Raw genomic sequence first — 12,955 nt, 5'->3', positions numbered from 1 at the left:
TTTGGACTCCGACCAAGAAAGCGTGTAGTCCTCTCCTCCCTTCGAGCGAAAAGGACTACAGCCAAGCCACGCTTAAGCTGGCGGGGATACACGTGCCCGCAGACTGTTAATACATTTATTGAAATGTATCAGCCACTGTAAACGGGATATCCAGTTGGGCACCCCAGGCAGGTAACTTCCAATCCCTTGCAGCGAGTTGAATACGGCCTCTTAGGTTGCCTTTAAGCCCAGGATTGTCTTGAGGGTGGTATTCGATGTTCCAATAGCTGTAACCCGGTTGAGCACAGCCAGTCGCGGAGTTTAAAGAGCGTTTTGCACAGCCCCCGTTGCTGCGTGTGCCCCGGAAAGTGAGGTAACTGATTTTATTTGATTGATCCCAGGCAGGCACGATCAGCTTCGTGTAGTTGGAGTCTGCCCATGTCAAGTCCACAGGGCCTTCATTGATGTTGTATGCGACGTATGCAATATTTTTTGCACTACCATCCTGCATCTGGCCATGTGTTGAACTTGCACTGTTTGCCGCGATAGCCCAGTTATTGCGGGTGTCAGCTCCTACAGGTTGTAAAGGTTGTGCCAGTTCCATGTTTGCGATGGTCTTGCTGGCTTCGGCTGAGTAAGCCACCCCCCATTTGTCGAAAAAGCTTCTTAGGTCACGGCCGGAAAAACGACTGGCATTGACAACGAACCAATCTTTTTTCTTGGCGTTGGTATTGAAAGCAGTCGCGTTGTCTGCATAGTTGAACTCTTTACGAAAAGCTTTTCCAAGTTGGGGGTAAAGGTTCTCATAGGAGGCCGCCAATTGGTTGAACATGACCGAGCGATTAAAGTCTCCTCCTTCAATTGCGCCGTCAAAGTTATAAGCCTTGCCTGATTTTAAATAGTTGCCCACGGATTCCCGATCCCAGGTTTTGTCCGAGTAGGCAGCGCCCGGATGACAGTCCTTCAATTGATACGACCCTTGAAGGCGACGGCAAGCGGCGACTGAGTAAAGGTTGACCGTAACTTCCGAGAGCCCCCCCCACGTCCATCCGACCTGATTCATGTGGCCGTATTCATGCCAGTAACCCCATGAGGTGGGAACGGCAGCTCCGCCAAAGTTGATCTTGATGAGTCCCTGGCCACCTGATGCACTGCAACATGCAGCATAAGAAGCATTGATCAAGCCTGGCGTGGGCAAGTCGAGCGGGGCCGCTATCGACTGACTGTCAAATCCATTGAGCCGGTCGTTTACCAGTGTCATGAGCAGGTGCTCGCGCATTAACCGCATAATGTCAATGTTCTTGTTGCGGTTAGCGACTTTAGCTGGCATGTAGAAGCGGGTCCGCCCGTCGAATAACAGCACCTCTCCTGATGGATTGGGCTGTTGGCTGAGGGTTGTTTTCCATTCTTCTTTTGTTGTTATGCCAAAAATAAACATCGGTACATGTTGTGCATTGCCCTTGTTGACGTGTAGGGGAATCATTTTTCCGGCGTTCTGCATGTCGCGTGTCGGGTCTTGGCACGAAAGCAGCAGAGTCCCATTTCTGGAGGCTGTGTAAGTGACCGTGTACTCGGTCGGGGCAGCAGGGAGCCTGAGCTCATCATGTAAACTTGAAGGCACATTGAAGTCTGGGATGGTCCAGGCACTGCAAGTTATATTGCTGTCGGATGGGGTTCTTGTGATTTCTACAGACTGTGAGGTGCTCAAAAATACAGGGGTAGTAAAAAAACCATGCCTGCCATGCATGCTTGTCCTGTTTCGTCCATTAGTATGACCTTCGGTTACAGGTACTTTGTAATTTCCTGAGGTGTCGCCAGTATATTGCTCTAGTGTTTTGCGGATCCAGTAGAGGGGTGTCAGAGGATCATTGCTGTCTGTGAGGGCCTTGTCGGGATCGCTGTTCAATAATTGTGGTGAAAGGTTGAATTCTGCCAGGGCTTCGACGAATCCGGGCTTTGACTCGTGACTTCTCCACCACAGTGTTTGCTCCTGCGCTAGAGCAGGGGTGAATGCACTCAAGGAACATAGGCTGCCAAGTAACATTGCGCTAATACAGTTGATGTTCATATCTTTCGGTCTTTTCATAGTTGTTTGTAGGGAAAGATACCGGCGTAGTCTGCCAGCTCCCTCAGATTGCATGAGCTTGGTCTTGGGAAATAGAGTTTTTTTCTTGTGATTTAGTAGGCATTTTAATGTTGTAGTCGTAAGTTGTAGGTAAAGTTAGCCAGGCTTGATATGTAAGCGGCCTGTATCAAAAAGCATGTTGAATACGGGGCAATGAAGTAAAATCCCTGTTTTTAGAGGAAATCGACCCTTAATGCTGTCTCTGATCGACTGGTACCCTCATGCACCTTTGCAGCCTTTAAACGTAGAGTGGCTGCAGCAGGCCGGGATCGAAGCAGCCGTATTGCGGCTGGACCTTATTGACCCGCTGATCAGCGGCAACAAGTGGTTCAAGCTCACTGACCATTTACGCAGGGCACGGGCAGCAGGGGCTGACGGGCTGATCAGCCTGGGCGGCGCCCATTCCAATCATTTGCATGCCCTGGCAGCTGCCGGCAAGCGTTTTGGCTTTGCCACCGTGGGGCTGTTGCGCGGTCACCCTCAACAAACCCCCACCACGCTCGACCTTGAGCGCTTTGGCATGCAACTGCACTGGCTGGGATTTGCCGGGTATCGGGCGCGGCATGAGCCGGACTTTTGGCAACCGTGGCACGCCCTGTACCCGAACCTGCATCAGGTGCCCGAGGGGGGCGGCGGGCTGGCGGGTGCCCTGGGTTGCATGCCGTTGGTAAGCAGGGTGCGCGAGCAATTGGCGACTATAGGTTGGCAAGATTACGACGCTTGGTGGCTGGCCGCGGGGACCGGCACCACCCTGGCCGGGCTGGTGCTGGGCGAGGAGGGTAGGCGTCGGGTATATGGCGCGCTGGCGGTTCCCGAGGACCACGGCGTGGCCCTGCAGGTTGAGGCCATTTTGCAGGCTGGCGGGCTGCAGGAGCGAAATTTTGAGCTGGTCGATGCCAGTCGTGGCGGTTTTGCCAAGGTGGACGACGCCTTGCTGGCGTTTATGCGGGCCAATGAAGTGGCCAGTGGCATGCCACTGGAGCCGCTTTACACGGCCAAGGCTTTGATGGCACTGGCCCAGGCGGTTGAAAAGGGGGTTATTACACGGGGAATGCGTGTGGTGTTTGTTCACACCGGCGGCCTGCAAGGCCGCCGGGGGGTTGACCTGGGGCTTTAAGAACGCCCGGGCAACATGCGCAGCAAAGTGTTGTCCTTGATCAGATAGTGATGCCCCAGACCGGCCACGGCATGCAGGCCGATCAGCCAGTAACCGATGGTACCGCCCAGTTCATGCCAGCTCTTGATCTGCTTGGCGAAGTCCGGGTCCTTGGCGGTCAGGGGCAGGATATCGAAACCATAAAAGTACACCGGCTTGTCGTTGTAGCTCAGCACCAGGTAACCCAGCACCGGCATGGCGATCATGAACAGGTACAACGCCCAGTGCATCAAAGTGGCCAGAGCGGTCTGCCAAGCGGGTGGTGTCGGGGTGATTTTCGGCGCAACGCCCAGGGTTCGGGCCAGCAGCCTTAGCCAGACCAGTGCAAACACCGTCAACCCGAGCATGAAGTGCGCATCCTTCATCAGGTTGCGCCCGTCGCTGTCCTTGGGGAAGATCCCGCGAAACTCGATCGAGGCGTAGATCAATATAAACAGCAGCACCATCAGCCAGTGCAGGGCGATGGACATCCGGCTGTAGTGATGGGCGGTGCTTTTCCAGGTCATGGTGGTTCCTCACGGTTCAGGTCTAAAGTCCCCGTTCTTGTTGACGGAGTTCCTTTACTCTAAGTGGCCTGAGCAATCTTGCACTTGAGATGTGTCAGTTTTCAGGGCTTCCCGGCACATTAGGCCAAAGATCGGAAACCAGAAACAGGCGTTCAGCCTCTTCCCAGTCGCCCTCATCGTTTTCAGTCAGGCGAACCAGCAGCTGCGCCGGTGCTTGCGGGTGCAGTTCTGCCAGCCAGATATCCAGCTGTTGTGCCGCCCATATCCCCTCAGGAGCATAGCGCGCCGGAGCCAGCCAGGCATGCCGGGGCAGGGGTTGCCAGCAACCGGTGGCGCTCTGGCGGATAAACGCCGGCCAGTCGCGCTGATGCAACCAGCGCCCGCGCAGGTGTTGCGGGTTGGCACCGGCTGGTGGTCGGGCCTGCCCTGGCCACGGATACAGCAGGTAGCCGCCAAGCCACAAATGAGCGCTGAACGCCTGCACATCCAGCCCGGCCAGCACTTCACGGCTTTCCGGGCGGCTGGACATGGGTAGCTGGTGCTGGCAGAAATGCTTGAGCTTGCGGTCCAGGCGGTCATTGCTGCCGGGGCCTAGCCATTGCGCAGGGTCTGCGCCATCACCGTCCTGGGGGCCGAGGTAGAGTTTGATCGCCAGTTCCAGATGATGCACGCCGTCGCGGTCTCGCAGCACTAAATCGAGCTCACCCAGGGTATGCCCGCCCAGGCGGATCGGCAGGTTCGCGGCAATCAGCTCGACGCCCGGGGCATGCTGCACTGCAAACTGCCACAAGCGCTCGTAATAGCGCCCCAGGCGTCGGGTGGTGGCCAGTTCGAGCCAGTGCAGGAGTGGTTGGCAGTTGCGGTCCAGCTCGCGCAGCCAGTGCTCCAGTTGCTCCGGCGCCTGGACCCAGTCGCTGCCTGCCAATGGATGGCGTTGGGGCCAGGGGGTGTGGGTCAGCATCGGTGGTGCGAGGATCACCCACGCCAGATCGCGCACCTCGGGGTGGCGCAATTGATGGGGCAGGTTGAGCAAGTCGGGGAAGAGGGTCATTGTGCGAGCATAGCCGTTCACGGGGCTGAAAGGGTTTTGTCTATCGTCGTCTTTCGCCCATAATCGTTATTTTCGCACGCATAGAATCCCGCAGGAGCCCCATGGAGCAATTTCGTAATATCGGCATCATAGGTCGTCTGGGCAGCTCGCAAGTGCTCGATACGGTTCGCCGACTGAAAAAATTCCTGCTCGAGCGGCATATGCACGTGATCCTTGAAGACACGATCGCCGAGGTGTTGCCCGGTCACGGCCTGCAAACTTCGTCACGCAAAATGCTTGGCGAAGTCTGCGACATGGTGATTGTGGTCGGCGGCGATGGCAGTTTGCTGGGCGCCGCCCGCGCGCTGGCCCGGCACAATGTACCGGTGCTGGGTATCAACCGTGGCAGTCTGGGCTTTCTGACCGATATCCGTCCCGATGAACTGGAAGTCAAAGTTGCTGAGGTGCTTGACGGCCACTACCTGGTTGAAAACCGTTTTCTGCTGCAGGCCGAAGTGCGCCGTCACGGCGAAGCCATCGGCCAGGGCGATGCCCTCAATGATGTGGTGCTGCACCCGGGCAAGTCCACGCGCATGATCGAGTTCGAACTGCATATCGATGGCCAGTTCGTCTGCAGCCAGAAGGCCGACGGCCTGATCGTGGCCACGCCCACGGGCTCAACGGCCTATGCCATGTCAGCGGGCGGCCCGATCATGCACCCCAAGCTCGACGCGATCGTGATTGTGCCCATGTACCCGCATACCCTGAGCAGCCGCCCGATCGTGGTCGATGGCAACAGTGAGTTGAAAATAGTGGTGGCCAAGGACATGCAGATCTACCCGCAGGTTTCGTGTGACGGTCAAAACCACTTCACCTGTGCGCCGGGCGACACCATCAACGTCAGCAAAAAAGCGCAAAAACTGCGCCTGATTCATCCTTTGGACCACAACTACTACGAAGTGTGTCGGACCAAGCTTGGCTGGGGTAGCCGACTGGGCGGCAGGGCTGACTGATGCTCGATCCAGCGCGCAGTTACGATCTGATCGGTGACGTGCATGGCTGTGCTCATACCCTTGAGCACCTGCTGGAGCGTCTGGGCTATCGAAAACTCGCCGGTATCTGGCGACACCCGCAACGGATGGCGGTGTTTCTGGGTGACATTATTGATCGCGGCCCGCGCATTCGCGAGTCGCTGCATATTGTCTACGACATGGTACGCAGCGGTCAGGCCCTGTGCCTGATGGGTAACCATGAATTCAACGCGCTGGGCTGGTGCACACCCGCGCCAGCCGGAAGTGGCAAGCAGTTTGTGCGCGAGCACACGCCGCGCCATGCCCGGTTGATCCACGAAACCCTCGAACAGTTCGACAAGTATCCCGCTGAATGGCGCGAGTTTGTGCAGTGGTTTTACGACATGCCGCTGTTTGTCGATGCCGGGCGCTTCCGGGTGGTACATGCCTGCTGGGACAGCGAAGTGATCGCCACCCTGCGTGCGCAATACCCCGACGGCTGCATTGACGAGGCCTTCTTGCAGGCCGCGGCGGTGTCGGACAGCTTTGCCAGCCTGAGCTTCAACCGCCTGTTGCGTGGCACTGACATGCGCCTGCCGGGGGGCATGACCCTGACCGGTGGCGACGGCCTGACGCGGGCATTCTTTCGCACCAAGTTCTGGGAAGACGACCCCAAGACCTACGGCGATATCGTTTTCCAGCCGGACGCGCTGCCTGAACGGGTGGCACAGCAGCCGCTGTCCTCCACTGAAAAAAGTGCCCTGTTACGTTACGGCATTGATGAACCGCTGTTGTTTGTCGGGCACTACTGGCGCAGCGGCCGGCCCGCGCCGATCCGTCCGAACCTGGCGTGCCTGGATTACAGCGCGGTGTTGTACGGCAAACTGGTGGCTTATCGCCTTGACCAGGAAACCCGGCTCGATCCGGACAAATTTGTATGGGTGAATGTAGATCGCCCTGAGGCCATTCAATGAGTGTTGTAGCGGTATTGCGTTTGCCGTTGTCTGTGGACCTGAGCGGTTTTGTTGCTTTGCTGCGGCGCATGCAGGTGCCCCATCGGGTCAGTGAAGAGGCAGGCGAGCAGGTGCTGTGGGCACCTGAGTCCATTGCCGATGACGTGCGCAGCCTGTACCAGCGTTTTCCGCTGGGTGACCCCGATCACGCCTTACCCGTTGTCGAACGGCCGCAGGCCATGGCCCGCCCGGGTTTTGCGCAGCAGCTGCGCGATAGCCCGGCCACAGCCATCGTGTTGCTGCTGTGCGTAATCGTGGCTGCGGTGACGCAACTGGGTGACAATTTGTCGGCCCTGAGGTTTTTCACGTTTCTGGACTTCAGCATTTATGGCCAGTACATCGACTTTGTCCCCTTGTCTGACAGCCTGGCGTCCGGGCAGTGGTGGCGACTGTTTACGCCGATGTTGATTCACTTCGGTTTCCTGCATATCGCCATGAACGGCATGTGGTACTGGGAGCTGGGGCGGCGCATTGAAATGCGCCAGGGCAGCGTCAACCTGATCGGCCTGAGCCTGTTGTTCAGCCTGGTGTCCAACTTCGCCCAGTACCTGGTGGGCGGCCCGAGCCTGTTTGGCGGGTTGTCGGGGGTGTTGTACGGGCTGTTGGGGCATGTCTGGATCTATCAGTTGATGGCGCCAAACCCCCTGTATAACCTGCCGCGCGGTGTGCTGGTGATGATGCTGGTGTGGCTGGCATTGTGCATGTCGGGGCTGGTGTCGATGATCGGCTTTGGCCAGATCGCCAATGCCGCCCATGTGGGCGGACTGGTCATCGGTTGCCTGACCGGCTTCCTGGGCGGGCTTTGGGCGCGGCGCAGGCAGGCTGTATAAAGTTTCGAATTGTCGCGTGGGAGCGGGCTTGCTCGCGATGGGTTCAACCCGTTGATTCAGATGCACCGAGTTGCCTGAATCGCGAGCAAGCCCGCTCCCACAGATAGAAATGCCATCTGATTTTTAAAGAGCGGAAACAGAACCATGTCCTCTTTCAACGAAATGATTCAAAACATCACCCCCGAGATCTACCAGAGCCTGAAACTGGCCGTGGAAATCGGTAAATGGGCGGACGGCAACAAACTCACTGCCGAACAGCGCGAGCTGTCGTTGCAGGCGATGATTGCCTGGGAAGTGCAGAACCTGCCTGAAGACCAGCGCACCGGTTATATGGGCCCGCAGGAATGCAGCTCGAAATCGGCGCCGGTGCCCAACATCCTGTTCAAGTCGGATGCCATCCATTGATTGAGATTGGTCGCGGTGCAATCAGCAAGATGTCGGCAAGCCTGGAAACGCCGACCGTTCAATATGCGTTCCGTTTGGGCGATACCGAGGTGCCGGTCAATCCCTTGATTGGCACTAAACTGCGTCTGGAATACCTGGGGGAGATCAACTGCTCTCACTGCGGGCGTAAAACCAAGAAGAGCTTCAGCCAGGGCTACTGCTACCCGTGCATGACCAAGCTGGCACAATGTGATGTGTGCATCATGAGCCCGGAGCGTTGCCATTATGACGCGGGCACTTGCCGTGATCCGTTGTGGGGCGAGCAGTTCTGCATGACCGATCATGTGGTGTATCTGGCCAACTCCTCCGGGGTCAAGGTGGGCATTACCCGTGCCACCCAGTTGCCGACCCGCTGGCTCGACCAGGGTGCCAGCCAGGCATTGCCGATCGTGCGCGTGGCGACCCGTCAGCAATCGGGGTTTGTCGAAGACCTGTTCCGCTCGCAAGTGGCTGACCGGACCAACTGGCGTGCACTGCTCAAGGGCGACGCAGCGCCGGTAGACCTCGCCGCAGTGCGTGCGCAACTGTTCGAGAGTTGCGCCGAAGGCCTGCACACCCTGCAGGAGCGTTTCGGCCTGCAAGCGGTACAGCCTTTGCATAGCGTCGAGCCCATCGAGATTTGCTACCCGGTCGAGCAGTATCCGACCAAGATTGTCAGCTTCAATCTGGATAAAGATCCGATCGTCGAAGGCACGCTGATGGGGATCAAGGGCCAATACCTGATCTTTGACACCGGCGTTATCAATATCCGCAAATACACGGCCTACCAGCTGGCCGTGCATCAGTAAAAGGACTCCAGCATGCGCACCGAACAACCGCAAATGATCTACCTGAAGGACTACCAGGCGCCCGATTACCTGATCGACGAGACGCACCTGACCTTCGAGTTGTTCGAGGATCACACCCTGGTTCATGCGCAACTGCTGATGCGCCGCAACCCGGCCCGTGGCGCCGGCCTGCCGGCTCTGGCGCTGGATGGCCAGCAGCTGGAGCTGCTGTCGGTCAGCCTCGACGATATCGAATTGACCGCCGAGGATTATCAGCTCAGCGACAGCCACCTGATCCTGCACCCGACCAGCGAACAGTTCGTGGTCGATACCAGCGTGCGCATCCACCCCGAATCCAACACCGCGCTGGAAGGCCTGTACAAGTCCGGCGGGATGTTCTGCACCCAGTGCGAGGCCGAAGGCTTTCGCAAGATTACCTATTACCTCGACCGCCCGGACGTGATGAGCAAGTTCACCACCACCGTGGTGGCCGAGCAGCACAGTTACCCGATTCTGCTGTCCAACGGCAACCCGATCGCCAGCGGCCCCGACGAAGACGGCCGGCACTGGGCAACCTGGGAAGACCCGTTCATGAAACCGGCGTACCTGTTTGCACTGGTGGCCGGTGACCTGTGGTGCGTCGAAGACACGTTCACCACCATGAGCGAGCGCAGCGTGGCGCTGCGCATTTATGTCGAGCCGGAAAACATCGACAAATGCCAGCACGCCATGACCAGCCTGAAAAAATCCATGCGCTGGGACGAAGAGACCTACGGTCGTGAATACGACCTGGACATCTTTATGATCGTGGCCGTCAACGACTTCAATATGGGCGCCATGGAGAACAAGGGTCTCAATATCTTCAACTCCAGCGCCGTACTGGCCCGCGCCGAAACCGCCACCGATGCCGCGCACCAGCGGGTCGAAGCCATCGTTGCCCACGAGTACTTCCACAACTGGTCGGGTAACCGCGTGACCTGTCGCGACTGGTTCCAGCTGTCGCTCAAGGAAGGCTTCACGGTGTTCCGTGATTCCGAGTTCTCGGCCGACATGAATTCGCGCACCGTCAAGCGCATCCAGGACGTGGCCTACCTGCGCACTCACCAGTTCGCCGAAGACGCCGGCCCCATGGCCCATGCCGTGCGCCCGGAGAGCTTTATCGAGATCTCCAACTTCTACACCCTGACCGTTTACGAGAAGGGTTCTGAGGTGGTGCGCATGATCCACACCCTGCTGGGCGCCGAGGGTTTTCGCAAAGGCAGTGACCTGTACTTCGAGCGTCATGATGGCCAGGCGGTGACCTGCGACGACTTTATCAAGGCCATGGAAGATGCCAATGGCGCCGACCTGAGCCAGTTCAAGCGCTGGTACAGCCAGGCAGGTACACCGCGGCTGGCCGTCAGCGAGCACTACGATGCGCAACAACACACCTATAGCCTGACTTTTGCGCAAAGCTGCCCGGCAACTCCGGACAAGATCGAAAAACTGCCGTTCGTTATTCCGGTCGAACTGGGCCTGCTGGACGCCGGGGGTAGTGAAATTGCCCTGCAACTGGCGGGCGAAGCTGCGGCCTCGGGCACCAGCCGCGTGCTGTCAGTGACTGAAGCCGAACAGACCTTCACCTTTGTCGGCATCAACGAAAAACCGCTGCCGTCCCTGTTGCGCGGGTTCTCGGCACCGGTGAAGCTGAGCTTCGATTACAGCCGTGACCAGTTGATGTTCCTGATGCAGCACGACAGCGACGGGTTCAACCGTTGGGATGCTGGTCAGCAACTGGCGGTACAGGTGCTGCAAGAGTTGATTGCGCAGCATCAGCGCGGTGAAGCACTGGTCATGGATCAGCGTCTGGTCGAGGCGTTGCGCACGGTGCTGGGCAATGAGCAACTGGATCAGGCAATGGTGGCAGAGATGCTCTCGCTGCCGGGCGAAGCCTATCTGACCGAAATCAGTGATGTGGCCGATGTCGAAGCCATCCACGTTGCCCGCGAGTTCGCTCGCAAGCAACTGGCAGACAGCCTGTTCGACGCCCTGTGGACGCGTTACCAGGCCAACCGCGAAGTGTCCAAAGCCACGCCTTATGTGGCTGAAGCCGAGCACTTTGCCCGTCGCGCACTGCAAAATATCGCGCTGTCCTACCTGATGCTCAGCGGCAAGCCGCAAGTGTTGGCGGCGGCGCTGGAGCAGTTCGAGCACAGCGACAACATGACCGAACGCCTGACGGCGCTGGCCGTGCTGGTCAACTCGCCCTACGAGGCGGAAAAAGCTGCGGCGTTGGCCAGTTTTGCCGAGCAATTCAAGGACAACCCGCTGGTCATGGATCAATGGTTCAGCGTGCAGGCGGGCAGCACCTTGCCCGGCGGTTTGCAGCGCGTGCGCGAGCTGATGCAACATCCGGCGTTCACCATCAAGAACCCGAACAAAGTGCGGGCCCTGGTGGGTGCCTTTGCCGGGCAAAACCTGATCAACTTCCATGCTGCGGACGGTTCGGGCTATCGTTTCCTGGCGGACCTGGTGATCGAACTGAATGGTTTCAACCCGCAGATTGCCTCTCGGCAACTGGCGCCGCTGACCCGCTGGCGCAAGTACGACGCTGCGCGACAGGCGCTGATGAAGGCAGAGCTTGAGCGCATCCGCAGCTCGGGCGAACTGTCCAGCGATGTGTTTGAAGTGGTCAGCAAAAGTCTGGCGTAACGCCTGGACGTAAAAAAGGCGCTGTCCGAGTGATCGGGCAGCGCTTTTTTTTATGGTTTTTTGTCGCCCAGAGTGATCAAGCGTGACACAGGCACTTTATCAATCACTGCCGTGTAATTGACTGGCCCTTTGAGTTCCTTGATGTCGTTGTCGATATAACCACGCCGGGAGTAGTCGACAGAGGCGATTTGCTTGCCATTGCGATAAATGTGCACGGGCTTGTCTGCGCTGCCATCGCCATTCCAGGTCAGATTCACCTGTGCCGCATCAGGCGCTAACCGGGCAGTGAATAGCCTTGCACCCAGAGGCCCGGTCAGGGGCAGACCGTCCATGGCATGCCGGGCAGGTACGGGCTCGATGCCAAAATGGGCCAGCAGGGTCGGAGTAATATCCGCCTGGCTGGCAAAGCCGTAGAGGTTGTCGTGGCCCGGATTGTCCGGATTGGTGATGGGGCGGGTAAGTTGCTCGTTGGCGGGTTTGTTGAGTGCGATAAACGTGGTTTTCTCGCTCAGGGTTTGGGCGCCATGATTACGCCCATCGGGCAGGCGCCGGCCATGATCAGTTGTCACCAGTACTAGCCAGTCTTCATCGGGGTTGCTTTGTTTACGGCGCTTGAGTGCCGACAGTAACTGGCCGACCTTGTCGTCGACGCCCTGGATTGCGGTCTGATAGCGGGTTGAAAAACCGTATCTATGGCCGACATTATCAGGCTCGTCGAAGTGCGCGAAAACCAGGTCCGAGCGACCATATTCAAGCTCATAGCTGGCCTTGTCGGCGACGCATTGATCGACGTCGGAGCATTTGATGGCAAGGTCGATAAAGCCTTGGGCAATATCATCGGCGAAGTTGTTGTTGATGGTATTCCAGCTGACAATGCTGCTCGTCTTGCGTTCAGGATCCGCCTGCTTGAGTTGCTTGAACAGGCTGGGCGCTTTGTTGCGCCATGCGTTGTTGTTGGAGGGGACTTTATGTCGGTCTACCCAGGTGCCGGTCAGTATTGTCGTCCAGCCCGGGCCGCTACCGGTAGTTTGCTCTGTCGCAGTTCCGTCAATCCCTCCGATGTAACTTTTGGCGGGGTTCAGGCCGGCAATATGGGGGGCCATATTATTTTGAATGGCTTGCTGAAGTTTTTCGTATTGCATGCCGTCGACACCAATCAACAAGGCCTTGTGGCTTTTGTAGTTTTGGGCGTCGGAGGTATCAGGGGGCGCGGCATGGGACAACATGACGGTGAATGTCAAACCCAGGCCGGTAGCGATAGATAAAGCAATATGGGTATGGCTCATGGCAGATCTCACTCAGTGAGTTGAACACGAGACGAATATGTAAGGGCTGTATGTCACTGACATTACGTTATTGCCAGCTTTAAATGCAGGATATTTCAGTACCCCGCACGTTCATACG

Annotated in this window: 11 protein-coding genes; 7 read left to right on the top strand and 4 right to left on the bottom strand. The window is 57.7% G+C overall.

What is annotated here, in order from left to right; all coding sequences use genetic code 11:
* Positions 1-115 precede the first annotated feature (115 nt).
* Positions 116-2,047 carry a M60 family metallopeptidase gene (locus tag PPTH39_RS02705; protein WP_165446474.1) on the bottom strand — a complete coding sequence of 644 codons (1,932 nt, stop codon included), beginning with the start codon at positions 2,045-2,047 and terminating at the stop codon, positions 116-118.
* A 250-nt stretch (positions 2,048-2,297) separates the two neighbouring features.
* On the opposite strand from PPTH39_RS02705, the gene PPTH39_RS02700 reads away from it, so the two are divergent.
* Positions 2,298-3,221, top strand: a complete 924-nt coding sequence (locus PPTH39_RS02700) for a 1-aminocyclopropane-1-carboxylate deaminase/D-cysteine desulfhydrase (RefSeq protein WP_130871547.1) — start codon at positions 2,298-2,300, stop codon at positions 3,219-3,221.
* On the opposite strand, the gene PPTH39_RS02695 is transcribed toward PPTH39_RS02700, so the two are convergent.
* The gene (locus PPTH39_RS02695; RefSeq protein ID WP_095000388.1) at positions 3,218-3,766 is read right to left on the bottom strand and encodes a cytochrome b; all 549 of its coding nucleotides are present in this window, start codon (positions 3,764-3,766) and stop codon (positions 3,218-3,220) included. The two genes, PPTH39_RS02700 and PPTH39_RS02695, sit on opposite strands and share 4 nt — an antisense overlap.
* Positions 3,767-3,860: 94 nt before the next feature.
* A complete protein-coding gene (locus PPTH39_RS02690) occupies positions 3,861-4,817 on the bottom strand; it encodes a DUF1853 family protein (protein ID WP_095020022.1) in 957 nt (318 codons plus the stop codon).
* A gap of 101 nt (positions 4,818-4,918) precedes the next feature.
* On the opposite strand from PPTH39_RS02690, the gene PPTH39_RS02685 reads away from it, so the two are divergent.
* From PPTH39_RS02685 to pepN, 6 genes are all read left to right on the top strand, one after another.
* Complete coding sequence (locus PPTH39_RS02685; RefSeq protein WP_095000386.1) at positions 4,919-5,809, top strand: NAD(+) kinase; 891 nt, start codon at positions 4,919-4,921, stop codon at positions 5,807-5,809.
* A complete protein-coding gene (locus PPTH39_RS02680) occupies positions 5,809-6,780 on the top strand; it encodes a metallophosphoesterase (protein ID WP_095000385.1) in 972 nt (323 codons plus the stop codon). The genes PPTH39_RS02685 and PPTH39_RS02680 overlap by 1 nt, the downstream gene beginning before the upstream one ends.
* Positions 6,777-7,649 carry a rhomboid family intramembrane serine protease gene (locus PPTH39_RS02675; RefSeq protein ID WP_130871546.1) on the top strand — a complete coding sequence of 291 codons (873 nt, stop codon included), beginning with the start codon at positions 6,777-6,779 and terminating at the stop codon, positions 7,647-7,649. Before PPTH39_RS02680 ends, PPTH39_RS02675 begins: the two co-directional genes overlap by 4 nt.
* 144 nt (positions 7,650-7,793) lie before the next feature.
* Positions 7,794-8,054: a YeaC family protein gene (locus PPTH39_RS02670; protein WP_016780738.1), complete on the top strand. Its 261-nt coding sequence runs from the start codon at positions 7,794-7,796 to the stop codon at positions 8,052-8,054.
* Positions 8,051-8,881 (top strand): DUF2797 domain-containing protein, encoded by an 831-nt coding sequence (locus PPTH39_RS02665; RefSeq protein ID WP_095000383.1) that lies wholly within the window; start codon positions 8,051-8,053, stop codon positions 8,879-8,881. The genes PPTH39_RS02670 and PPTH39_RS02665 overlap by 4 nt, the downstream gene beginning before the upstream one ends.
* A 12-nt stretch (positions 8,882-8,893) precedes the next feature.
* Positions 8,894-11,551 (top strand): aminopeptidase N, encoded by a 2,658-nt coding sequence (gene pepN, locus PPTH39_RS02660; protein WP_095018021.1) that lies wholly within the window; start codon positions 8,894-8,896, stop codon positions 11,549-11,551.
* Positions 11,552-11,601: 50 nt separating this feature from the next.
* Here the strand turns inward: pepN and PPTH39_RS02655 are convergent, their stop codons facing one another.
* Positions 11,602-12,837 (bottom strand): alkaline phosphatase family protein, encoded by a 1,236-nt coding sequence (locus PPTH39_RS02655; protein WP_130871545.1) that lies wholly within the window; start codon positions 12,835-12,837, stop codon positions 11,602-11,604.
* Between the last annotated feature and the right edge of the window lie 118 nt (positions 12,838-12,955).

It is taken from the genome of Pseudomonas bubulae (genome assembly GCF_900618535.1).
Lineage (GTDB): Bacteria > Pseudomonadota > Gammaproteobacteria > Pseudomonadales > Pseudomonadaceae > Aquipseudomonas > Aquipseudomonas bubulae.
Note: the sequence above shows the minus strand (reverse complement) of the source record. Positions and strands in the feature narration are given on the sequence as shown.